This window comes from Mycolicibacterium smegmatis (genome assembly GCF_001457595.1).
GTDB lineage: Bacteria > Actinomycetota > Actinomycetes > Mycobacteriales > Mycobacteriaceae > Mycobacterium > Mycobacterium smegmatis.
Map to the genome: position 1 here is coordinate 2,231,619 of NZ_LN831039.1, position 23,014 is coordinate 2,254,632.

General features: G+C 65.6%; 22 protein-coding genes and 1 other RNA gene. 10 read left to right on the top strand and 13 right to left on the bottom strand.

Features of this window, described 5'->3' with window-relative positions; translation table 11 throughout:
* Both AT701_RS10610 and hisN read right to left on the bottom strand, forming a co-directional pair.
* The gene (locus tag AT701_RS10610) at positions 1–1,398 is read right to left on the bottom strand and encodes an acyl-CoA dehydrogenase family protein (protein WP_014877291.1); all 1,398 of its coding nucleotides are present in this window, start codon (positions 1,396–1,398) and stop codon (positions 1–3) included.
* 117 nt (positions 1,399–1,515) lie between these two features.
* Positions 1,516–2,298: a histidinol-phosphatase gene (gene hisN / locus AT701_RS10615; RefSeq protein WP_058125804.1), complete on the bottom strand. Its 783-nt coding sequence runs from the start codon at positions 2,296–2,298 to the stop codon at positions 1,516–1,518.
* Positions 2,299–2,321: 23 nt separating this feature from the next.
* Here hisN and AT701_RS10620 point away from each other — a divergent pair, with 23 nt between their 5' ends.
* Complete coding sequence (locus AT701_RS10620) at positions 2,322–2,702, top strand: hypothetical protein (protein WP_058125805.1); 381 nt, start codon at positions 2,322–2,324, stop codon at positions 2,700–2,702.
* A 22-nt stretch (positions 2,703–2,724) separates the two neighbouring features.
* Here the strand turns inward: AT701_RS10620 and AT701_RS10625 are convergent, their stop codons facing one another.
* Positions 2,725–4,092 carry an FAD-dependent oxidoreductase gene (locus AT701_RS10625; RefSeq protein WP_058125806.1) on the bottom strand — a complete coding sequence of 456 codons (1,368 nt, stop codon included), beginning with the start codon at positions 4,090–4,092 and terminating at the stop codon, positions 2,725–2,727.
* Between the two features lie 171 nt (positions 4,093–4,263).
* Here AT701_RS10625 and prfB point away from each other — a divergent pair, with 171 nt between their 5' ends.
* From prfB to ssrA, 8 genes are all read left to right on the top strand, one after another.
* Entirely contained in the window at positions 4,264–5,370 is a 1,107-nt protein-coding gene (gene prfB, locus AT701_RS10630; RefSeq protein WP_003893455.1) for a peptide chain release factor 2, read from the top strand.
* A complete protein-coding gene (locus tag AT701_RS10635) occupies positions 5,360–6,340 on the top strand; it encodes a mechanosensitive ion channel family protein (protein WP_011728140.1) in 981 nt (326 codons plus the stop codon). Before prfB ends, AT701_RS10635 begins: the two co-directional genes overlap by 11 nt.
* Positions 6,337–6,846, top strand: coding sequence for an Rv3103c family proline-rich protein (locus AT701_RS10640; RefSeq protein ID WP_058125807.1), 510 nt, complete (start codon positions 6,337–6,339; stop codon positions 6,844–6,846). The genes AT701_RS10635 and AT701_RS10640 overlap by 4 nt, the downstream gene beginning before the upstream one ends.
* 45 nt (positions 6,847–6,891) lie before the next feature.
* Complete coding sequence (gene ftsE / locus AT701_RS10645; RefSeq protein WP_003893458.1) at positions 6,892–7,581, top strand: cell division ATP-binding protein FtsE; 690 nt, start codon at positions 6,892–6,894, stop codon at positions 7,579–7,581.
* Positions 7,581–8,477 carry a permease-like cell division protein FtsX gene (gene ftsX / locus AT701_RS10650; protein ID WP_058125808.1) on the top strand — a complete coding sequence of 299 codons (897 nt, stop codon included), beginning with the start codon at positions 7,581–7,583 and terminating at the stop codon, positions 8,475–8,477. Before ftsE ends, ftsX begins: the two co-directional genes overlap by 1 nt.
* 10 nt (positions 8,478–8,487) lie before the next feature.
* The gene (smpB, locus tag AT701_RS10655) at positions 8,488–8,973 is read left to right on the top strand and encodes an SsrA-binding protein SmpB (protein WP_036452956.1); all 486 of its coding nucleotides are present in this window, start codon (positions 8,488–8,490) and stop codon (positions 8,971–8,973) included.
* Between the two features lie 164 nt (positions 8,974–9,137).
* On the top strand, positions 9,138–10,241 hold the full coding sequence (locus tag AT701_RS10660) for a DmpA family aminopeptidase (RefSeq protein WP_011728145.1): 1,104 nt from the start codon (positions 9,138–9,140) through the stop codon (positions 10,239–10,241).
* Between the two features lie 113 nt (positions 10,242–10,354).
* Positions 10,355–10,723, top strand: a transfer-messenger RNA (tmRNA) gene (gene ssrA, locus AT701_RS34170).
* A 52-nt stretch (positions 10,724–10,775) separates the two neighbouring features.
* Here the strand turns inward: ssrA and AT701_RS10665 are convergent.
* Positions 10,776–12,185 carry a selenium-binding protein SBP56-related protein gene (locus AT701_RS10665; RefSeq protein ID WP_011728146.1) on the bottom strand — a complete coding sequence of 470 codons (1,410 nt, stop codon included), beginning with the start codon at positions 12,183–12,185 and terminating at the stop codon, positions 10,776–10,778.
* 131 nt (positions 12,186–12,316) lie between these two features.
* On the opposite strand from AT701_RS10665, the gene AT701_RS10670 reads away from it, so the two are divergent.
* Positions 12,317–13,240 carry a cutinase family protein gene (locus AT701_RS10670; protein ID WP_011728147.1) on the top strand — a complete coding sequence of 308 codons (924 nt, stop codon included), beginning with the start codon at positions 12,317–12,319 and terminating at the stop codon, positions 13,238–13,240.
* A gap of 132 nt (positions 13,241–13,372) precedes the next feature.
* On the opposite strand, the gene AT701_RS10675 is transcribed toward AT701_RS10670, so the two are convergent.
* The 9 genes from AT701_RS10675 to AT701_RS10715 all read right to left on the bottom strand — a co-directional run bounded on the left by AT701_RS10675 (position 13,373) and on the right by AT701_RS10715 (position 22,847).
* Entirely contained in the window at positions 13,373–14,116 is a 744-nt protein-coding gene (locus AT701_RS10675; protein ID WP_011728148.1) for a sulfite exporter TauE/SafE family protein, read from the bottom strand.
* A 19-nt stretch (positions 14,117–14,135) separates the two neighbouring features.
* Entirely contained in the window at positions 14,136–15,236 is a 1,101-nt protein-coding gene (locus AT701_RS10680) for an acyl-CoA--6-aminopenicillanic acid acyl-transferase (RefSeq protein ID WP_011728149.1), read from the bottom strand.
* Entirely contained in the window at positions 15,236–16,111 is an 876-nt protein-coding gene (locus AT701_RS10685; protein ID WP_011728150.1) for a fumarylacetoacetate hydrolase family protein, read from the bottom strand. Before AT701_RS10685 ends, AT701_RS10680 begins: the two co-directional genes overlap by 1 nt.
* Positions 16,112–16,155: 44 nt before the next feature.
* Entirely contained in the window at positions 16,156–17,121 is a 966-nt protein-coding gene (locus tag AT701_RS10690; RefSeq protein WP_011728151.1) for an ABC transporter substrate-binding protein, read from the bottom strand.
* A gap of 78 nt (positions 17,122–17,199) precedes the next feature.
* A complete protein-coding gene (locus AT701_RS10695) occupies positions 17,200–18,531 on the bottom strand; it encodes a M20/M25/M40 family metallo-hydrolase (RefSeq protein ID WP_011728152.1) in 1,332 nt (443 codons plus the stop codon).
* Between the two features lie 51 nt (positions 18,532–18,582).
* Positions 18,583–19,353, bottom strand: a complete 771-nt coding sequence (locus tag AT701_RS10700) for an ABC transporter permease (RefSeq protein WP_045756591.1) — start codon at positions 19,351–19,353, stop codon at positions 18,583–18,585.
* The gene (locus AT701_RS10705) at positions 19,346–20,167 is read right to left on the bottom strand and encodes an ABC transporter ATP-binding protein (protein ID WP_011728153.1); all 822 of its coding nucleotides are present in this window, start codon (positions 20,165–20,167) and stop codon (positions 19,346–19,348) included. Before AT701_RS10705 ends, AT701_RS10700 begins: the two co-directional genes overlap by 8 nt.
* 51 nt (positions 20,168–20,218) lie before the next feature.
* The gene (locus tag AT701_RS10710) at positions 20,219–21,286 is read right to left on the bottom strand and encodes an LLM class flavin-dependent oxidoreductase (protein ID WP_081319443.1); all 1,068 of its coding nucleotides are present in this window, start codon (positions 21,284–21,286) and stop codon (positions 20,219–20,221) included.
* A 211-nt stretch (positions 21,287–21,497) separates the two neighbouring features.
* A complete protein-coding gene (locus AT701_RS10715) occupies positions 21,498–22,847 on the bottom strand; it encodes an aminotransferase-like domain-containing protein (protein ID WP_011728155.1) in 1,350 nt (449 codons plus the stop codon).
* Between the last annotated feature and the right edge of the window lie 167 nt (positions 22,848–23,014).

Genomic DNA, 23,014 nt, shown 5'->3' on the forward strand with positions numbered 1-23,014 from the left:
TTAGATGACCACGACACCTTCGGCGATGCCGATGGCCCGCAGATCGCGGTACCAGCGCTCGACCGGGTGCTCCTTGGTGTAGCCGTGGCCGCCGAGCAGCTGCACACCGTCCAGGCCGATCTGCATGCCCTTGTCGGCACCGAGCTTGCGCGCGAGGGCGGCCTCGCGGGCGAACGGCAGGCCCTGCTCGGCGCGCGCCGCGCCGCGCCACGTGATCAGCCGCAGACCGTCGAGTTCGATCGCGATGTTGGCGCACATGAACGCCACCGACTGCCGGTGCGCGATCGGCTCACCGAACGCGTGGCGTTCCTTGACGTAGGGGACGACGTAGTCGAGCACCGCGTGCGACGTGCCGACCGCCAGTGCGGCCCAGCCGAGCCGGGCCAGCGCGATCGCCTCCGAGTAGTCCTGATCGGTCGCGCCGTCCTCGCCCAGGCGGGCGCTGAGCGGAACCGTGACGTTGTCGAGTTCGATCTGACCCAGCGCGGCGGCCCGCAGGCCCATGCTGCGGTCGGCCTTGACGCTCAGGCCCTTCGACGACGCCTCGACGATGAACAGCGCCGGCTTGCCGTTGAATTGCGCGGCGACGATGAACAATTCGGCATCCGCGGCGGCCGGGACCAGCGACTTGACACCGGACAGACGGTAGCCGCTCGGCGTGCGGACCGCGGTGGTCTTGAGTTCGGTCGGGTCGAACAGGGCGTGTGGTTCGGCGATCACGACGCTGGACTGCGGGACGTTGTCGCCGGCGTACTCCTTGAGGTAGGTCGCCTGCTGATCTGCGCTGCCCCAGTGTGTCAGTGCGGATGCGACGCCGCCGGGCGCCAGGATGGGCAGGGCCAGGCCCATGTCGCCGTACGCCAGCGCCTCGGCGACCAGGGCATTGGTCACCGTCGAGCGGTGCTCGGCGATGCCCTCGAAATCTTCGGGCACGTTGACCGCCGTGATGCCCAGTTCGGCAGCCTTGGCGATCAGATCCGGGGGATAGGTGGCGGCTTCGTCGGCCTCTTCGGCGGCGGGGCGCAGGATCTCGGCGGCGAACTCGTTGACCGTCTCGACGATCATCTTCTGGTCGTCGTCGGGGGTCAGGTCGAACAGGTCGGCGCCGCTGGCCTTGAGCCGGGTGGGCGCCTTGCCGATCCCCTGGATGCGCTTGAACTGCCGGGTGGTCGCACCCGCAGTCGAAAAGACCTGCTTCACACCGTATTTCAGACCCCGGTTGAGCGGGTCGCGCAGGCCGTAGCGGTCCAGCCATTCCTGCCCCACGATCGGGGTGATGAGCGCGAGGCCGATGTCGGTCGCGGTCCGCTTGTGCTTCTGCAGGCCCACGGCGCTTTCGTGGCCGGAGCGCTTCGGACGGGTTACAGAGCCGTTCTTGGACGGCAGGGTGTTGGTCATTGTCAGCTGCCTCTGGTTGGTCGTGGCGACGCTTCTGAACGCTATCTTACTCCAGAGTAAGATAGCGTTCACCTGTAACCAACCTCACAGCCGTCCCGGATCTCGCCGGGCCCGCGCTCAGCGCACGGCCAGCCTGCTCACCACGGCGTCGTGCAGCAGTCCGTTGGTGGCCAGCGCGCTGCCGCCGTGCGGGCCGTCGGTGCCATCGATGCTGGTGAACGTGCCGCCGGCCTCGCGGATCAGGATGTCGAGCGGCGCGATGTCCCACAGCTTGACCTCGGGTTCGCACGCGATGTCGACGGAACCCTCGGCGACCATGCAGTAGGACCAGAAGTCGCCGTAGGCCCGCACTCGCCACACCGCGTCGGTCAGTTCCACGAAGCGCTCCCGGCGGTCGTCCCAGCCCGTGGTCAGGTCCGAGTAGGACAGGCTCGCCGCCGACAGGTCGCTGACACCCGACACCGACAGTTTGCGTGTCGTGCCGTTGAACGACCCGAATGCGCCCTGCCCCTCGGCGGCCCACCACCGGCGGGCCAGTGCCGGGGCGCTGACCACGCCGAGGGTGGGCACACCGTCATCCAGCAGCGCGATGAGCGTGCACCACACCGGCACGCCGCGCACGAAGTTCTTGGTGCCGTCGATCGGGTCGATGACCCACTGCCGGCCCGTCGAAGCCGTTGTGCCGCCGAACTCCTCACCGAACACGGTGTCGGCGGGCCGGGCCTGCGCCAGTGCCGCGCGCAGCGTTTCCTCCGCGCCGCGGTCGGCGTCGGTGACCGGGGTGAGGTCGGGTTTGGTCTCCACGCGCAGATCCAGCGCGCCGAACCGGTCCATGGTGAGGGCGTCGGCCTGATCGGCCAGTTCGAGTGCGAGTGTGAGGTCATCTGCGACGGTGCTCATGGCTGCAGTCCTACCATGGCGGGGTGTGGGAATTCGGCATCCTGTTGCTGCTGGTGGGCGCGTTGGTCCTGTTGCTGGCTCCGCGGATCATGCGCCGCCGCGGCATACGCGGTGAACTCGCGCACGGCACCCTGCTGGTGACCGGCGTGAGTCCACGGCCGGACGCCACGGGGGAGCAGTTCGTCACCATCACCGGCGTCATCAGCGGCCCGACGGTGCGAGAGCATGTCGTGTATCAGCGGATGGCCGTCGACGTGAACGACTGGCCGAGCATGGGCGCGCTGTTCCCGGTGGTGTATTCGCCGAACAACCCGGACAAGTGGGCGTTCGCACCGACCGACACGCCGCCACCGTCCTCGCCTCCGCCCCCGCCGCCGCGGCCGTACGAACCGCCGCCGGTCTAGAGTCCGCCGAGCGCGCGGGAATTCAGCCGTGGCCCACGCGCAGCAGTTCAGCCACGCTCGCCAGCTTCACCCGGGGTCGGCCGGTCGGTTCGCCCGCGGCGCGCTCGTAGTCGTCGATCAGCTTCCAGTGATCGCCCGTGACCACCTTGGGCTGACGTTCCAGCAACCACGCCGCGAGCTTCTCGGCGTGGTCGGGCCCGCGCTGGGGCAGCCGGGCCGCGGCGAGGTCGTCGAGCAGGGTGTTGACGGTGTCCTGTGAGTCCTTCTTGTTGCTGCCGATGACGCCGGACGGTCCGCGCTTGATCCAGCCCACCACGTACTCGTTGGCGCTGCCCTCGACGCGGCCGTCGGTGTGCGGGATGGTGCCCGAACGCTCGTCGAACGGCAGGCCTGGAGTCGGCACGCCGCGGTATCCGACCGCACGCACCACCAGCTGTGCCGGCAGTTCTTCGCGCTCACCGGTGTCCTTGGCCACCATCCTGCCGTCGGCGCCGCGCACGAGTTCGTTGCGTCCCAACACGATCGATTCCACGCGGTCCTCGCCGCGCAGCTCGATCGGTGAGGTGAAGAACCGGAACACGATGCGCCGCTTGGCGCCTCGCGGTTCCCGCTCGGCGTAACCGCGCAGCACCTTGATGTTCTGCTTGACGGTCTTGCCCGCGGCTTCGAGATCCTCGTCGGTGATGTCGGCGAAATCGGCCGGATCCAGGATCACGTCGACGTCGCCGAGGCCCTCCATGTCGCCGAGTTCACGCAACTCCAGCGTGGTGAACGTCGCCTGCAGCGGACCACGCCGGCCGAGCACCACGACCTCGTCCACACCGCGCGCGTCCAGCTTGTCCAGCGCATGGTCGGCAATGTCGGTGTTGGCCAACGCCTTCGGATCGCTGACCAGGATGCGTGCGACATCGAGTGCGACGTTGCCGTTGCCGACCACCACGGCGCGCCCGCCGGAGAGATCGGGCGCCATCTCGCGGAAATGCGGATGCGCGTTGTACCAACCCACGAAGTCGACGGCCGCGACGCTGCCCGGCAGCTCCTCGCCGGGGATGTTCAGCGCGCGGTCGGACTGTGCGCCGGTGGCGTAGACGACGGCGTCGTAGCGTTCGGCGAGTTCGCCCGGTTGGACGTGCTCACCGACCCGGACGTTGCCGAAGAACCGGAAGCGGGGGTCGGCCGCGGTCTTCTCGAACTGGGCGCTGATCGACTTGATCTTCGGATGGTCGGGAGCGACGCCGGAGCGCACCAGACCCCACGGGGTCGGCAGCATCTCGAGCATGTCCACGCGGACATCGCGGTCGGGTTGAGAGTCGGCAAACTTCAGCAGCGATGCGGCAGCAAAGAATCCGGAGGGTCCTGAGCCGACGATCGCTACGTGGTACGGGCGCATACGGTGCCTAACTGAGCTCGACAACAAGCCTTCTGTCACTCGTCCCGCCACGTGCAAAGGGCTGTCGCGACGTGGGAGGACGGGGTACACCCGATGCTAAACGCGGATTCGCAACCCTGCGGGAGGTCGCGAGAAACGTCTCTCAACTGCAGCCAGGTAACCTGAACTTCCGTGGATCCTGACCGTCAAGCAGACATCGCCGCACTCGACACCACTCTGACGACCGTGGAGCGGGTGCTCGACGTGGACGGGCTCCGTAACCGCATCGAACAACTCGAGAAGGACGCCTCCGACCCCAACCTGTGGGACGACCAGACGCGGGCCCAGAAGGTCACCAGCGATCTGTCCCACGCGCAGAACGAACTGCGCCGTGTCGAGGGCCTGCGCCAGCGGTTGGACGACCTGCCGGTGCTCTACGAGCTGGCCGCCGAAGCAGGCGGCCCCGACGAGGTCGCCGAGGCCGACGCCGAGCTCGCCAAGCTGCGCGAGGACATCGAGGCGATGGAGGTCCGCACGCTGCTGTCGGGTGAGTACGACGAGCGCGAGGCCGTCGTCACGATCCGGTCGGGCGCCGGTGGCGTCGACGCCGCGGACTGGGCCGAGATGCTGATGCGCATGTACATCCGCTGGGCCGAGAAGCACGACTACCCCGTGGAGATCTTCGACACCTCCTACGCCGAAGAGGCGGGCATCAAGAGCGCGACCTTCGCGGTGCACGCGCCGTTCGCCTACGGCACGCTCTCGGTCGAGCAAGGCACCCACCGCCTGGTGCGCATCAGCCCGTTCGACAACCAGAGCCGGCGCCAGACGTCGTTCGCCGACGTCGAGGTGCTGCCGGTCGTGGAGACCACCGACCACATCGACATCCCCGAGAACGACCTCCGCGTCGATGTCTACCGCTCGTCGGGTCCCGGCGGACAGTCGGTCAACACCACCGATTCCGCGGTCCGGCTGACCCATATCCCCACCGGTATCGTGGTGACCTGCCAGAACGAGAAGTCGCAGCTGCAGAACAAGGTGTCGGCGATGCGGGTTCTCCAGGCGAAGTTGCTGGAACGCAAGCGGTTGGAGGAACGCGCAGAGCTCGACGCGCTGAAGGGCGACGGCGGCAGTTCCTGGGGTAATCAGATGCGCTCCTACGTCCTGCACCCGTACCAGATGGTGAAGGATCTGCGCACCGAATACGAGGTCGGAAACCCAGCATCGGTACTCGACGGAGACATCGACGGATTCCTGGAGGCAGGAATCAGATGGCGCAACAGAAAAGATGACGATTAGCAGCTCGGCGGCAACCGTTCTCGCCTTCTCGGTGGCCGACCGCTGGCACGACTTCTGGCACGGCGAAATAGGCGTGTGGATCCTGACAAAGGGTCTGCGGATTGCGCTGCTGCTCATCGGCGGCTTGCTCGCGGCCCGCTTCATCAGCTGGGCCGCGCAGCGCGTGGTGCGCCGCATCGATGCCGAGTACCAGGAGAGCGACCAGCTGGTGCGCTCGGAGAGCGCCAAGCACCGTCAGGCCGTCGCGTCGGTGATCTCCTGGGTGTCGGTCGCGTTGTTGTTCGTCATCGTGCTGGTCGAGGTGACCGACGTTCTCGCCGTACCCGTCGCGTCGCTGGTCGCACCGGCCGCCGTGCTCGGTGCGGCGCTCGGTTTCGGTGCACAACGCATCGTGCAGGACCTGCTGGCGGGTTTCTTCATCATCACCGAGAAGCAGTACGGGTTCGGTGACCTCGTGCGGCTCACGATCGGTGCGAGCAACGAGGCCGAGGGCACCGTCGAAGACGTCACGCTGCGCGTCACCAAGCTGCGCTCGACCGAAGGGGAGATGTACACGGTCCCCAACGGGCAGATCGTCAAGTCGCTGAACCTGTCGAAGGACTGGGCACGCGCGGTCGTCGACATCCCGGTGTCGGTGAGCGTCGACCTCAACGTCGTCAACGACGTCCTCAACGAGGTCGCCGAACGCGCCACCGAGGACGCCGAGCTGTCCAAGCTCGTGCTCGACAAACCTCAGCTGATGGGTGTCGAGAGCATCGGCGTGGACACCGTGAACCTCCGCATGGTCGCGCGCACCCTGCCCGGAAAACAGTTCGAGGTAGGACGTCGGCTGCGCGTGCGCGTGGTCCGCGCGCTGCGCCGGGCAGGCGTCGTGACGTCGTCTGACGCATCGGTCGCCGCGGCGGGCGACATCATCCATCCCGCCGCGGCCGCTGAGGTGCAGATCGCACCGCAGGAGCCGAAGAAGTGAATCTCGATCTGAGCCGCGTGACGGATGCCGCCACCCGGGTCTGGCGTAGCCGCGTCGGGAGATTGCGCACGTCCACGGTGGTGCTGATCGTGGCGTTCTTCGCGCTGTGGTGGCTGCAGCAGACCTACCAGCCCGAGCCCGCGCGAACCGAGACCCCGCAGGTGGTGCCGCCCGGATTCGTGCCCGACCCTGACTACACCTGGGTTCCGCGCACCAAAGTCGAGACGCCGCGCACCACGCGGACCACCACTCCCACCACGACGACCACCACGCCGCCGCCGACATCGGAGACACCGACCACGACCCCGACGGGCCCGCTCGGTCCCGGTGACACGACGAGCCCCACCAGCCCGACGAGCACATCGCCCGGTCCGGCGACGACGGTCGTGGACCCGGATGGGCCGGGGATCCTGCCGCCGATCACGTTGCCCGTGCTGCCCGGCGCGGCGCCCGCCCCGGCGCCGACACCGACGCCTGAGCCGACGCCGCCTGCGCCGCCGCAGTAGCGCGGCTCGGCTCGACCGCTCGCACCGCTACACTGGCGTGCCGTGATGATCACCCTCGACCACGTGACGAAGCAGTACAAGTCTTCGGCGCGCCCAGCCCTCGACGATGTCTCGTTGAAGATCGACAAGGGTGAGTTCGTCTTCCTCATCGGCCCGTCCGGGTCGGGCAAGTCGACGTTCATGCGGCTGTTGCTGGGGGCCGAGACGCCGACCTCTGGCGACGTGCAGGTGTCGAAGTTTCACGTCAACAAGCTGCCCGGCCGTCACATCCCGAGCCTGCGCCAGGTGATCGGCTGTGTGTTCCAGGATTTCCGTCTGCTGCAGCAGAAGACGGTGTTCGAGAACGTGGCGTTCGCTCTGGAGGTGATCGGCAAGCGCGCCGACACCATCAACCGGGTGGTGCCCGACGTGCTGGAGATGGTGGGACTTTCCGGCAAGGCGAACCGCCTGCCCAGTGAACTCTCCGGTGGTGAGCAGCAGCGGGTGGCCATCGCCCGCGCGTTCGTCAACCGGCCGCTGGTGCTGATCGCCGACGAGCCCACCGGCAACCTGGACCCGGAGACCAGCAAGGACATCATGGATCTCCTCGAGCGGATCAACCGCACCGGGACCACCGTGGTCATGGCCACCCACGACCATCACATCGTCGACTCCATGCGTCAGCGGGTCGTCGAACTCGAACTCGGCCGGCTGATCCGTGATGAGCAGCGCGGCGTCTACGGAATGGATCGCTAGTGCGCTTCGGCTTTCTCATGAACGAAGTCCTGACCGGACTTCGTCGCAACGTCACGATGACCGTGGCGATGGTGCTCACCACGGCCATCTCCATCGGCCTGTTCGGTGGGGGTCTGCTGGTGGTCCGGTTGGCCGACCAGTCGCGCGACATCTACCTCGACCGCGTCGAGAGCCAGGTCTTCCTCACCGACGACATCTCGGCCAATGACCCGACGTGCGATTCGGATCCGTGTAAGGCCCTGTACCGCAAGATCGACGACCGCGACGACGTGCGCTCGCTGCGGTTCCTCAACCGCGAGCAGGCCTACGACGACGCGATCAAGAAGTTCCCGCAGTACAAGGACGTCGCAGGCAAGGACGCGTTCCCCGCGTCGTTCGTCGTCAAGCTCGTCGACCCCGAGAACCACGAAGAGTTCGACCAGTCCATGATCGGCCAACCCGGTGTGCTCAACGTGCTCAACCAGAAGGACCTGATCGACCGGTTGTTCGCGGTCCTCGACGGCATCAGCAGCGCGGCGTTCGCGGTCGCGCTGGTACAGGCGATCGGAGCGGTGCTGCTGATCGCGAACATGGTGCAGGTGGCCGCGTACACGCGGCGCACCGAGATCGGCATCATGCGTCTGGTCGGCGCGACGCGGTGGTACACGCAGTTGCCGTTCCTCGTCGAGGCGATGCTCGCCGCGCTGATCGGTGTCATCCTCGCGATCGTCGGACTGATCACGGTGCGTGCGTTGTTCCTGGAGAAGGCGCTCGACCAGTTCTATCAAGCCAACCTGATCGCCAAGGTCGACTACGCGGACATCCTGTATTACAGCGCGCCCTGGATGTTGTTCCTCGGGCTCGCGATGTCCGGTGTCACCGCGTATGTGACGCTGCGGCTCTACGTACGTAGGTAGTGAGGACGACGTGACCAAGAAGAGCGCCTCGAGCAACAACAAGGTGGTCGCCACCAACCGCAAGGCGCGACACAACTACACGATCCTGGAGACCTTCGAGGCCGGGATCGTGTTGATGGGCACGGAGGTCAAGAGTCTGCGCGAAGGGCAGGCCTCGCTGGCCGACGCGTTCGCCACGGTCGACGACGGCGAGATCTGGCTGCGCAACCTCCACATCGCCGAATATCACCACGGCACCTGGACCAACCACGCGCCGCGGCGCAACCGCAAGCTGCTGCTGCACCGCAAGCAGATCGACAACCTGATCGGCAAGATCCGCGACGGCAACCTCACGCTGGTGCCGTTGTCGATCTACTTCACCGACGGCAAGGTCAAGGTCGAGCTCGCGCTGGCCCGCGGCAAGCAGGCGCACGACAAGCGCCAGGACATCGCCCGACGAGACGCTCAACGCGAGGTGATCCGCGAGCTGGGCCGCCGGGCCAAGGGCAAGATCTGATCGCCGAGTGTGGATTCTCGGCGCCGATCGTGAACCCACGGCGGAATTCCGGGACCTTTCTCACCCCGTGGGCACGCTCGTAGCGAAAACTGCTCCCGCCGAACCCCTCGAACTGGCTAGATTCCACGTGATGGTTTCATCCGGAACGAAAGGGGCTGAGGGCCTTGGGCCGTGCGCGTGACTACGACATCATCATCGGAGATCTGCAGACCGGACCACTCAATGCGATCACCGACGTCGACGGGGTGCGTGTGGGGCATACGACGTTGGTGTCCGGTTCGGGACCGCGAAATCCGGGCAACGGCCCGGTACGCACCGGTGTCACCGTCGTCATCCCGCGCGAGGAGCCGTGGAACCGGCCGCTGTTCGCCGCTCCGCACCGGCTCAACGGCAACGGTGAACTCACCGGGCAGCACTGGGTCGCCGAATCCGGGCAGCTCACCAGCTATATCGGCCTGACCAACACGCACAGCGTCGGCGTGGTGCGCGACGCGCTCATCGCCCATGAGAAGAGCGTCCGCGGCGACGAGTTCTTCTTCTCCCTACCGGTGGTCGGTGAAACGTGCGACGGCATTCTCAACGACCTGAACGGCTTCCACGTCCGGCCCGAGCATGTGGCGGAGGCCATCGAGAACGCGACCGACGGCCCTGTCGAAGAGGGCGCGGTGGGCGGCGGCACCGGCATGGTCGCGCACGGCTACAAGGGCGGCATCGGGACGTCGTCGCGAGTGGTCGGCGACCACACCGTCGGCGTGCTGGTGCAGGCCAATCACGGTGCACGCGAGCGCCTGATGATCGACGGTGTGCCGGTGGGTCGGCTGTTGCCGCCACCGCCGACGCCGGTGATCATGCCGGGCCAACCGCCCGAGGGCACCGGTTCGATCATCGTGCTCGTCGCCACCGACGCACCCTTGATTCCGACCCAGTGCGCCCGATTGGCGCAGCGCGCCGCGCTCGGTATCGCCCGCACCGGCGGCGCGGGCGAGAACGGCAGCGGTGACATCGCGTTCTGCTTCGCCACCGGCAACGGTTTCGTCGGCGACTTCGCCGCCGAACCCGGACCGGACGTGGCCCAGATCAACATGCTGGCCAACCGGCTGATCGACGGCTTGTTCTACGCGACGGTCGAGGCGACCGAGGAAGCGATCATCAACGCGATGTTCGCCGCGGAGACCATGGAGGGGCCAGAGGGGCTGGTGGTGCATGCCCTGCCGCGGGACGAGACCGCTGAACTGGTCAAACGGTACCGATCCATGGTTGTCGGCTAGTTTCACCGCACTGTCGGAGAGCCGGGATTAAATGGGTGGAACGCAGCGTTGTGCTCCGCGTATGATGGGTGGTCCTGCCACCAGGGCAGGGTGTTGTTTCCACAACTGAACAAGGGGCTGAACGGTTTCGACTTCGAGCATCGAATCCAGGGAAGCGTGCCGGTGCAGGCAAGAGACCACCGTAAGCGTCGTTGCAACCAATTAAGCGCCGATTCCAATCAGCGCGACTACGCCCTCGCTGCCTAAGCGACGGCTGGTCTGTCAGACCGGGAGTGCCCTCGGCCCGGATCCTGGCATCAGCTAGAGGGACCCACCCACGGGTTCGGTCGCGGGACCTGTGGGGACATCAAACAGCGACTGGGATCGTCATCTCGGCTTGTTCGTGTGACCGGGAGATCCGAGTAGAGACATAGCGAACTGCGCACGGAGAAGCCTCGAGGACATGCCGTAGGACCCGGGTTCAATTCCCGGCAGCTCCACCAGTAGAAGGGCCGCAGGATGCGGCCCTTCTTTTTTGGTGCGGGCGGCGTGCGGTCAGCTCGGGTAGCAGTACGAGTCGCTCGACGCATCACCGCCCTGCAGCCGGACCTGGTGCACCCGCAGCCCGCGGAAATCTTCGCCGTGTAAGAAGAATCGGTCGTCCGGTACGAGGCCGCCCGCGGTGACGTCGGCGTCGAGCTTGATCATCCATGCGCCGACGCCGTCGGGGTAGAACGTGTCGTCCCACGCCGAGTACAGCGAGTTGGTGAGGTACACGCGTCGGCCGTCGCGGCTGATCTCCACCATTTGTGGTCCGCCCGCCAGAGCCAGATCGGGAGCGGCCGGGTGTGGTTCATGTCGGACCATCCCGCCGAGGCGCACCGAAGCCGTCTCGCGCGGATGGAACGGATCACTCACGTCGAACTGCTTGAGTTCGCCGGTGCCCCAGCAGGATACGTAGAGCCAGCGATCGTCGACCGACAGGTCGATGTCGGAGACCAGCGGGGGAGCGGCGGCGAACGAGCGCAACAGCGGCGGTAGCTCGTCAGCGTCGGCGGGTTCGGCGGGGATGTTGATCACCTCGTCGACTGCCCACTGTTCGCCGTCCTTGTGCCACAGCCACACCGAGGCGGACAGATCCTCGGTGCTGATCACCGAGTTGACGAATCCCCATGGGTGCGAGGGGTGGTGCGCGGGGCGCAGTTCGAGCACCATCTGGTGCTGTTCGCCGAGGTCGACGCGCTGGGTCAGTTTCCGTTCGGACATACTCCAGAAGTCCACGTGGTGTCCGAACCTGTGGCCCAGCAGATCCGCCGGATCGAGCCCGTCCTCGATCATCGACGGCGCAGCCCATTCCGAGGTGATCACGGTGTCGAAATCGCGGTGCCACCAGACGTCGTAGGCGAAAAGCTGCGGCCCGCGGTCGATTTCCCACGGACCGATGACCTCGAACGTGTTGTGGTCGATGAGTGCGACGCCGCCGGGACCGTCAGCGCCGTTGGCGCCGCCCAGCGCGGACATGAAGATGCCGTCGGGTCCGCAGTGCACCGTGTGCGGACGCGAATAGCCGGCCTTGGCGGCCAGTTCGGTCGCATCGATCGTGTGGGTGATCATCGGATGGCGAGGGTCGGGCTTGGTGTCCAGGACGTATGTGGCCGACGAGCGCAGTCCCGGCACCAGCAGGTAGCGCCGCTCCAGCGCTCCATGGTTGCCACCGTGCCCGTCATGGCAGAGCGCGCTGGAGCATGCGCTCCAGCCGAAGTGGTGTAGCTCGCCACCAGCTATCGGCAGTTCGGTCCAGCCGACCACCTTCCCGAAATCCGGGGATCCTGGCTCGCAATCGACCGCGGCGAGCGCGTCGAGCTTTCGGCCGGTCGGGTCGAAGGCCACCACATAGGCGAGTTGTTCGGAATCGGCCGCGACTGCGTGCCCGGGGCTGCGGTAGAACGTCGGATCGGTGGGCATGACTCCTCCTGAAGTCAGCGCTTTATTGACACTCTTGATAATTCGCCGCGGGCCGTGTGGTGTCCATACCCGTTCGGTACCCGGTTGTTCGAGGGCTTCGCGTCTGAGCGTCATCCCGGTTAGATTCAGGCATGCTTTCTCGCCGGATCGGTGCTTGGGCGCTGATGGCCGCAGGCATCGCGCTCGTCGTCCCGGCCAGGCTGCCGGTGGCGTCCGCCGCTGAGTGCCCGGATGCCGAGGTGGTCTTCGCGCGCGGCACCGACGAGCCGGCCGGCCTAGGCCGTGTGGGCACCGCCTTCGTCGACGCGCTGCGCAAGCAGGCCGCAGGCCTGGAGATCGACGCTTACGCGGTGGACTACAAGGCAGGCAAGCTGCAGTTGAGCGGCGGGGACGGCGCGAAAGACGCGATCGCTCACATCAAATCCACGGTCTCGTCCTGCTCGAACACCAAGATCGTGCTGGGCGGCTACTCGCAGGGCGCGAGCGTGGTCAACATCGCGGCCGGAAACCAACTGGGCGGCATCACCTGGGCCGATCCGCTGCCGGCGCAGTACGCGAACAACGTCGCGGCGATCGTCACGTTCGGCGACATCGCCACCCGCACAGGGGAGGCATTGTCGACTCGCAGCAACTTGTTCGGTTCCAAGGCCATCGATCTGTGCAACCCCAGCGACCCGATCTGCCATGCGGGTCAGGGCAACGAGTGGAGCGGACACACCGATGGTTACGTCCCCGTGTACACCACCCAGGCGGCGGTGTTCGCGGCGGCCAAGCTGCGGGCCGGCTCCGGCCGTTCGGTGCCGGGATACGGCACGGTGCCGGAATACGGGCCTGGCTATGGACCTGGCTATGGATCCGGCAACGGGCAGGGGTACGGGCCCCTGTACGGGCCCGCGACCCCGGGGTACGACCCGGAGTCGCCGACGCACGGTCCGCCCCCGGGATACGTCCCGGCGCCGCCTGGGTATGTGCCTGAGACCCCCGGCTACGAGCTGCCCGGGCCGTCGGCGGCCGAACCTTCGGCCGAGGTGGGGTTGGTCTCCGCAGTCGGCTGACCTACCGCTCGGCTGATGTTGAGTGGGGTCAGTCACGCACCGTTCGCTTCGACGGAACGGATCACAGATCGGCGAACGGCGCGACAGTCCTGACGCCGGCCGCACGCTCCGTCAATCACGGCCGACGTGACATCAGACCAGCGTCACAATCGCACTCACCGCCACCACCAGCACCACCAGACGCAACGCCCGCGCCGAGAGCCGCCGGCCCACTTTGGCTCCGACCACGCCACCCAACACCGAGCCCGCCGTGATCAGCAGCACCACCACCCAGTCGACCGGAGCCAGCAGGGCATAGAAAACCCCGGCCGTAGTGTTGGCGACCATGCCGAGCAGGTTCTTGATCGCGTTGGCTTCCCGTGGATCGTCGGAGTACGCGAACTTGAGCACCCCGAGCATGATGACACCCTGCGCCGCACCGAAGTAGCCGCCGTAGATTCCCGTGGCTCCCAGCGGAATATGCAACCGCCACAGCGATCGGTTCGACGGCTGGCCGTCGTCATCCCGGGTGAGGCTGCGCGACGGTACGTACATCAGGATGCAGCCGATCGCGATCAGATACGGCGCCACGGTCGCGAACACATCAGACGGTGCGAGCACCAGCAATGCCCCGCCCAGCACCGCCCCGATCGCCACCGCCACACTCAGGGTCACCAGCAGTCGTCGATGCCGCGGCAGCCACCGGCGGAACCCGATCGCCCCGGATGCCGAGCCGGCGATCAACCCGATGCAGTTGGAGGCGTTGGCTGTCACCGGCGGGACACCCGCGGCCAGCAGCGTCGGAAACGTGATCAGGGTGCCGGCACCGACGACGGCGTTCATCACTCCTGCGGCGAATCCGGCCAGCATCGCCAGCACCGCGGTCAGAGGACTCACCGCTGCCCCTTATCGCATGTCACACCTTGCTGAACTGTGCGGCGGTGAGCTGATACTGCTCGATGGCGGCCGAGCATCCGAAGCCGTGCCCCAGGTACATCGTCAGATCGGTCAGATCCATCACCACGGACACGTTGGTGCGGCCAAGCACCTGATGCGTGCCGACGGGTCCCCCGTGCCGGCAGATGCCCTCGGGTTCTCCTTGGTGATCGCCCAGGATCGATTGGATCTCCTTGACGTTGATTCCGGTGCTCGATACCGCGTCGGAGAGCAGGTGCTCCGCACGCGCTTGGCGAAAGTAGCTGCCCGGTGAGATGTTCCGCAGAATCTGCGTTCGATCCAGCACACCGGCCTGCTTGCCGAGGAAGTGATTGGCGTGTGCCACGTAACCGTGATCGGGGAAATGCAGGGTGTAGCCGGACGGACTGTATTCCAGGTCGACGATCTCCCCTGAGCTGCTGCCGATGACGTAGTTGCCGGACCCGCCACGTTCGGAACCGGTCACCGACCACACCGCCTCCAACGCGCTGCGACTCTGCAGCACACCCCGGGCCAGGGTATGGAAGCTTCCGCCAACCCGATTTACATTGGAGCCCAGCAGGTTCACGCACAAACCGACACCATCGGAGTTCATCCCGAACTTGGCCACCATGCCGGCCTCGGTGACCGTGACCATCCGCAGACCGTCGACCGGCTCGAACTCGAGCATCAACGTCAACGGCAAGGTGTCGGCCAGCCAGTCCCAGTTCTCGGCCAGATACACGTGACCGTTGGTGGTGCTGACCGGGGGCACCCCCAGCGAGGTGCACTCGCTGGCCGACATCAACCCGGATGCGCCGTAGGCTATTTCGGTCCGGAAGTTCAACGCGATGATGTCGGCGACCGGAAGGTCGGCCCCCGCAGCGATCCCGTCGATCTCTTCGCTGAGGTCGGGGTCGGTGGCGCACAGCCAATCCCGGTACGGCTTCCCGAGCTCACGGGCCGCCGGCCAGGAGATGTTCGCAAACGATTCGAACCACCGTTGATATACCTGGATACACTCCCGGATCTCGTCGCGGGTGTGTTCACCGTAGGCGACACCGCGCTCATGCGCGGTGCCCGCCAGTCGCAGCACCCTCATCATGACGCCTCGGCGGTACCGTTCCACGGAACCACGGTGTTGCGTAGCACGCCGATCTTCTCGACCTCGCACTCGACGGAGTCGCCGACCCGCAGGTAGTAGTCCTCGGCATCGACGCGGAAACCCGCCACCCCGGACACGGTGCCGGTGGTCACGATGTCACCGGCGCTGTAGCCCAACGGCGAGTAACGGGCCAGGATTTCGGGGATGGTGGTCCACATCCGGCTCGAGTGCGATTCCTGGCGCGGCTCGCCGTTGACCCGCAACTCCATCTTCAGATCGTGCGGGTTCGGGATCTCGTCGGCGGTGACGATCCAGGGGCCGATCGGGCAGAACGAGTCGATTCCCTTGCAGAAGCCGAAGACACCGGATTTCATTTCATCCCTTTGGATGTCGCGTGCCGTGACGTCGTTGAAGATGACGTATCCGGCCACGTAGTTCATCGCGTCCTCGGGGGCGAACTCGCCGACATCTTGATTGATGACGACAGAGAGCTCGAGTTCGTAGTCGAGTTCCTTGGTCAGGTGATCCGGGTAGCGGATCCCGTCCTCCGGCCCGACGATCGCATCGACGTTCTGCATGAACACGATCCACGGACCCACATTGTGGCTCCACCCGACCCGCTTGGACTCGTCCTCGTGCTCTTTGAAGTTGCCGGCCGTGTGGATCAGCTTGGTCGGTTTGATCGGCGCGAGCAGTCGGCCCCCGGCGGCGGGCACACTGCCGGTCACCCGCCTCTCGATCTCGGCCGGGTTACCGCGGGTCAGCTTGATGAGCTCGCGCATATTGTCCACGCCAACCACATCAATCGTGTCCCCGCGGTGGATACCGACCACGGTTCGTCCATCGGCGGCGGCAAAAGTCGTCAGTTTCATGGTGATAGATCTCCTCGAATGAATACGGATATGACCCGGTCCGGCTACTGGCCGGCGGCCTCGGTCCAGATCACGTCGTTGATGTCGAAACCCGCCGTCAGCGCGCCGTGTTCAACCGACCAGTCGACCAGGTCCTGCATCATCGACACCGCGTCCTCGTCGAAAGCCGGATTGAAGTCGAACAGGGCGATGGTGCGCACGGTGTCTTCGTTGTTGGCGCCGAACTCGGTGGCATAGAACTCGCCGACCTCCTCCGGATGCGCCACCACGTAATCGGCTCCCCGCTTGGTGGCCTCGACGAACGCCTTGGCCGCTTCCGGGTTCTGCTCGATCATTTCCGGTCGCACCCCGTAGGAGGTCAGATCCGACACTCCCGGCACCTCGGTGGCGTCCGCGAGTTGATGGACCTTGTCACCCGACACCGCCTGGGACTGCCATCCGACGGGCTGATAAAGCGCGAACGCATCGATGTCGCCGATCTCCAGCGCCGGTGGCATCTGTTGCGAATCGAGGTTGATGATCTCCACCTTGCTGGTGTCCACCTTGTTGTGGGCGAGGTAGCGCTGCAGCCACCATTCGGAGGTGGAACCGATCCGGGTGGCGATCTTCTTGCCCTCCAGGTCCTTGGCGCTGGTGATGGATCGGTTGGCCATCAGGATCAGAGCCGGCTCACTGCGGGTGGCGATCTGGATCATCCGGTAGTTGGTGCCATCGGTGTTGCCGTAGTTCAACAGTGCCGGTTGCGCACCGGAATACACCACGTCACCGATGCCGGACTTCCACGCCTCCAGCGCCGTGGTGCCCGTCGGGAAGGCGCGAATCTCCACGTCGAGATTGGCCTCGTCGTAGTAGCCGAGCTTCTCGGCGAAGTACGACGGCGCAGTGAACGGGGTCTGCTGCGAAAGCAGCAGCAGCTGTGTCGCGCCGTCCTCACCGCCGTCGTCTGCGCCGCACGCAGTTGCCGATGCCGCGATCAGCACCGTCACCACCACGGTTGCGAACTTCTTCATGACAACTGCCCATCCCTTCCGGACCAAACATCAGCAAAACTGTTGTGCGCGCATCCGATTACCTTCTGAACACTCATCTCACAGCTCCACGCTGGGCATCGGTTGACGGGTGCGGTGCACCTCGTCGATGTCCAGGCCCATCAGGCCGGCGCAGGCCGCGCCGTAGGCCTTGGCCGCCGTCACCATGTCGTCGATGCAGACGTACTCACCGTTGGCGCTGCGGGGATCACCGCTGGCATTGGGTGAGGCGCTGTCATCGACGCGGGTACGGCCCAACCCGTAGAGCACGGTGGGGATGCCCAGCCGGTTCGAATCGATGGCATCCGAGCACCACGGTGGCCCGAACACCGGCCCCAGATCCTCACCGGCCGCCTGATTGTGGGCGTCGACCATGCGCTCGACGACCAGGCTGCTCGGGCTGACCAGAGCACCCGGCCGCGACATGTACCAGTCCACCCGGGCGTCGCCGCGCAGATGTTTGGCCGCGATCTCGGTGACCCGGGAGGTGAAGTCGCGTTGGACGTCGATGGGGAAGACGTTCGGGGGGAAGCGGATGTCGACGTACATGCTGCAGGTGTTCGCGGTGCGGGCGGCCCGCCACGGGTGCCCGCCGCGGATCGCGGCGAAGTTCACCTGCGGCGCCACGCCCTGGAACACGAAGTTCTTGCGATAGTCCGCGACCCAGTCGTTGAGTTCATGCCGCAGTGTCCACATCTCGTCGATCGCGCTGGTCGAGCGGTCCGCCCAGGCGCTGTGGGTGAACGACCCCGAGGTGGTGATCTTGGCCCACGTCGAACCCATGTGCCCGACGTGAGGCACCAGCCCCGTCGGTTCGCCCAGGATGTGGAAATCCGCCACATACCCGTGCTGCAACAGGTATCGAAGTCCCACGCCCTGGCTGTCGTAGCGGCGGCCGGTGAACTCGTCGACCGACCCGAGTTCGATCTCACCGCAGGTGCCGGCGATCACCACGTCGCCGGCGAAGGAAACGCCGGCGCGGCGCATCGCATCCATCATTGCGGCGTAGCAGACGAAGGCGCCTTTCATGTTGAAGATGCCGTTGCCCCAGATGATCCTGTCGTCGACGACGGGTGTGTTCTTCCAGCCGTCGCCGATCAGCCACGGCTCATCACCGCGCACCGAACTGTCCAGGTGACCGCTGAACAGCACGTGTGGTCCGGTGCCGTTCCCGCGCCACCGTGCTGCGACGTTGACCCGGTCCACGTCGCCGTCGCTGTAGAGCGTCTGCAGCTCGGATTCCAGGCCCAGATCGCCGTAGACCTCCTTCAGCAGCACGGCGAGGTCGTATTCTTCCCCGGTGGGGCTGGGGGTTTCGATGACACGTTTGGCCAGGTCGACAATCAGCGATTCGTCGATCAGATCGGCGAATTTCTCGAAATCGAACTCCACTGCGGCACTCCTCTTACTCGTTGAAACTACGGAGAGACTGAATTTTTGGTGTCAGAGATCGGACTGGTAGCGCGTGTAGCGGCCCCACACGTTCTCGAAGAGGTACTTGACCAACCGATCCGACAGGAATCCCATCAGCGAGATCACCGCCAATGCGACGAACATTCGATCCGTTTGTCCCTGCAGCGACGACTGCTGTAGCAGCGCACCGACACCCCGTTGGGCCGCCAACAGCTCGGCGGGAACGATGGTCATGAAGGCCGAGGCCACTCCGAGGCGCACTCCGGCGGCAATGTAGGGCACCGCCGAGGGCAGCACGATCCGGAAGAAGATGACTCCCTCGGAGGCTCCGAAACAGCGGGCGGCCCGAACCCGGGTGCGGGGCGTGCCCGCCACCCCGGCGATGGTGTTCACCGTCACGAAGAACACCACGCCCCAGAACACCAGGAAGTACTTGGAGTTCTCACCGATCCCGAACCACACGATCGAGATCGGGATCATCGCCGTCGGCGACAGGTTACGCATCAGCTGCATGACCGGATCAAGCAGTCGCTCAATGACTTTGACCTGACCGATGAGGATGCCCATCACCACGCCGACGACGCTGCCTGCGATCAGTCCGACGTACACCCGGCGCAGCGAGGCGAGTACGTCGGGCCAGATGCGGCCGGTGCTGACCAACTCCCATGCCCGTGCGGCCACCTGCTGCGGCGGCGGCACGAGGGCCGGGTTGAACAGCGTCATCGACAGGATCCACCAGACGGTGACGAAGATGGCCAACGAGGCGAGCGTCCATGCGACCGTTCGCAGTGCTTCACGCATGGGCGGCACTCCCCAACGACCGGCCGATGGTGTCGATCAGCGTCGACAGCTCGGGATCGGTGGTGCTTCGTGGCCGGTCCGCCGGAATGTCGAAGCGGTGCTTGATCTTGGCGCGGGGCCCGGTGCTCATCACATAGACGGTGTCCGAGAGCAGCACTGCCTCGCCGACATCGTGGGTGACGAACACGACGGTCTTTCCGCTTCCCGCCCAGATCCGCAACAATTCGCGCTGCATCACCTCTCGGGTGATCGCGTCCAACGCACCGAACGGCTCGTCCATCAGCAGCACCGCCGGATCGACCGACAGCGCCCGGGCCAGTTGCAGCTTCTGGCGCATACCCCCGGACAGCTGCGGGGGAATGGAGTCGCGGTGCCGGTCGAGCCCGACCATGGTCAGCAGTTCATCCACCCGGGCGGGCCAATCCGAGCGTGGGACATGCGCCAGGGACAGCGCGAACTCGACGTTGGCCTGCACCGTGCGCCAGGGCAACAGTGCCTGCAACGAGTCCTGAAAGCACATGACGCGTTGCGGTGAGGGCCCGTTGATCGGTTCGCCCTGGAATTCGACGCCACCCGAATCGGGCAGATCGAAACCGGCTAGCATGTTCAGCAGGGTCGACTTGCCGCAACCCGACGGTCCGAGCAGGCTGACAAATTCTCCCTCCCGTATATCGACGGAGCATTCCGACAGCACGTCATTGTGATTGTTCTTGACCGAAAAACGCTTCGTCACCCGATCGGCCCGCAGGATGAACTGCTCGCCGGATTGTTTCTGCCGCTTGGTGTCGCCGCCCGTATCGCGACCGACGTTCATACCCGGATACCTCCACAGTGTGGTAATCGCCTTTGACACAGCACAACCGGTTTATTGAACCCGCGGCAGAACCTTTTCGCCGATCAGCTTGATCTGGGCTTCCCGATCGTCACCCCACAGCTCCAGCTGGACGTGCCGGCAACCGCTGTCGCGATGCTCGATGATCAGATCGGCGACCTCTTCGGGCGTGCCCGCAATGACCTTGGTCTTGTCCATGATCTCGTCGGTGACGACATCGGGGATGACCTTGTTGCCGCCCCGTTCGATCGCCTCCACGACGGGCATCAACTCGGCCGGGCTCAAGCCCGCCTTCTCGAACAGCACGTCGCCAGAACCACGGATATTGCGGGCCTTGTTGATCAGATACCGCCCCAACAATTCTCGCGCCCCTCGGCGTCCGGACTCACGGTCAGGACCGCAGCTGGCGATCAAGGTGGCACCCAGATCCAGCTCCTCCACCTTGCGGTTGGCCTTCTCCGCACCCCGGCGCATGTGCTCGATCGCGTACGGGTAGAACGCGGGTGAGGTCAGGCTCGGTGTGATCAACCCGTCGGCCAGCTCGCCGGCGGTCTGCATCATTCGCGGGCCGCCACCGCCGACATATAGCGGAATCTTCCAGTCGGGAACCTCTGCATTCGGGTCGAGTTCTGGTGCAGTAGCGATATATTCGCGCCCGACGAAATCGACCTTCTTCCCGTCGAGAGTAGCTCGCACGATACGCAGCGTCTCCTCGACATTGGTGCGCGGCCTGCTCTTCGTGTCGTCACCCTGTCCGATGGCGTTCATAAGGATCTTTGATGCGCCTATGCCGCAGTAGAATCGGTCCGGGCCAGCCATCTCCTGAACCACCCGGACGTCCATCGCGGTGACCAAGGGATGGCGGGCGTAGCTGCCGATGATCCCCCATCCGATCTTGAGGTTGGTCGTGGCCTGGGCCAGCAGTGGCGCCAACGCCGTTGCTGAGCGGACCTCTACGCCATGCGTCCGCCACCACGGGTAGGCCTCGGCCAGCCACAGGCTGTCAAATCCGTAGTGATCCAGCGCTTTTGCAGTCTCCAGCATCTTCGACACCGGCTCCATCGTGAGCTGCATGACGCCGACTTGGAATGGAACAGTCATTCATCCTCCTGGTCAATCCCATCGTGGATGGGCACACGGGGAAACACGCCTGCCGACAACAGCCAGGAGACCGAGATGACTTGTGCTGCAACATGACCGATGTCATGTTACGGCTGGTCGAGAAGTCGGGAACTCGGTCCAGTGTGGCCGTCCTCACATGACCGTATCGTTCCGGAATACATGCAACAATAGCGATTTGTTCTGTTACAAATCACCGCACGGTGGAGTGCCAGCCCCCGGCATGCGCGGCGCGCACCACGCGCTCGGCGACATCCTCGACGTCACCGGTGACCAGTCCCACCGTGATTCGCACATGCGGTTTTTCACCGGGACCCACAGTGAACAGGTGTCCGGGGGCTGCGCCCACACCTTCGACCGCCATGCGCATCAATGCCGCCGACTCGTCCTGAACCGGAACCCAGGCGTTGAGCCCATCGTGCCCGACTGTGCGGATCTCGTGCTCGGCCAGGACCGAGGCGAACGAAGTCTGCCGGCGTGCGTACTCGGCCCGCGCGTGTTCCACCTGGGCGGTGACCCGGGGATCAAGCAGCAGCTCTCGCAGCACCCGCTGCAACAACCAACTGGTCCAGCCCTGTCCGAGGTTTCGCAGATGCCCGATTCCGGCGATGACGTCCTCGGGACCGCCCATGGCGGCCAACCGCAGATCCGGTCCATGCGACTTCGAGTAACTGCGGACATGCACGGTCTGTCCGGGGAGTAGCTTGCCCAGAGTCACCTCGCGGGCGGCCGAGATGGCGCTGCCGCACTCGTCTTCGACCACCAACGTTTCGGTGTTCTTGACGATGTTGGCCAGAAGCCGGGCCCGCGGTGTCGTCATGGCGATCCCGGTCGGGTTGTGCGCCCGCGGTTGCAGAAACACCATCTGTGTCGGCGTTCGCATCGCCGCGGCGAACGCTTCGGGAACCATCCCTTCCTCGTCCATCGGCACACCGACCGGTTCTATACCCGCCCAGACCAGCAGATCGAGCAGTCCGCGGACGGTCGGCGTCTCCACAATCACCCGGTCTCCCATCCGCAGTCGGCTGCGGATCAGCAGATCGAGGGCATCGAGCGCCCCGTCGACAACGGTGATCGCCGGCGGCTCGTACGGCCAGGTGGCCGTCAATACCTCCATCAAACTGGGGTCCACGGCGCCCTCGGTGTATCCGGACCGGCTCGCCCCGGTCAGAGCCCGTTGCACCGCCTGGGTGGTATCGGGCAACAGGCGCGGATCAGGTGCGCCCGTCGACAGGTCGAACTCGTAGGGGCGGTCGGCGTTGGCGGGATTCCGGTAGCGGACCTGACGTTGCGTGTGCAGATCCATGATGATCGTGCCCCGCCGCCCGGCGGTTTGAATGGTGCCGGCCCGGACCAGCAATGCCCAGGCCGCGCTCACCGTCGTCGGCGAGAGAGCGAGTTGATGGGCCAACTCCCGGACCGGCGGTAGGCGATCCCCGGGACGTAGGACGCCCTCACGGATCGCTCTGGTGACTGCTTGAGACAGTCCTTTCGCGGACGAATCACTCAGTCGATTCTCGATCTCCGAGATGACGTCCAGCATGTTTGTACTGTAATGATTCTTTTTTGTTCTGGGATGAAAACCGCGATGGTCCGATGCCGCCGCCGCGTAACAACCCAGCGCTACGCCGACCAGTGCTCGTTGCCTTTCCCGCCTGATGTGAGTTCATGGCAGACCGGTTACCGGCGATCACCGTGGCGCTTCCACCG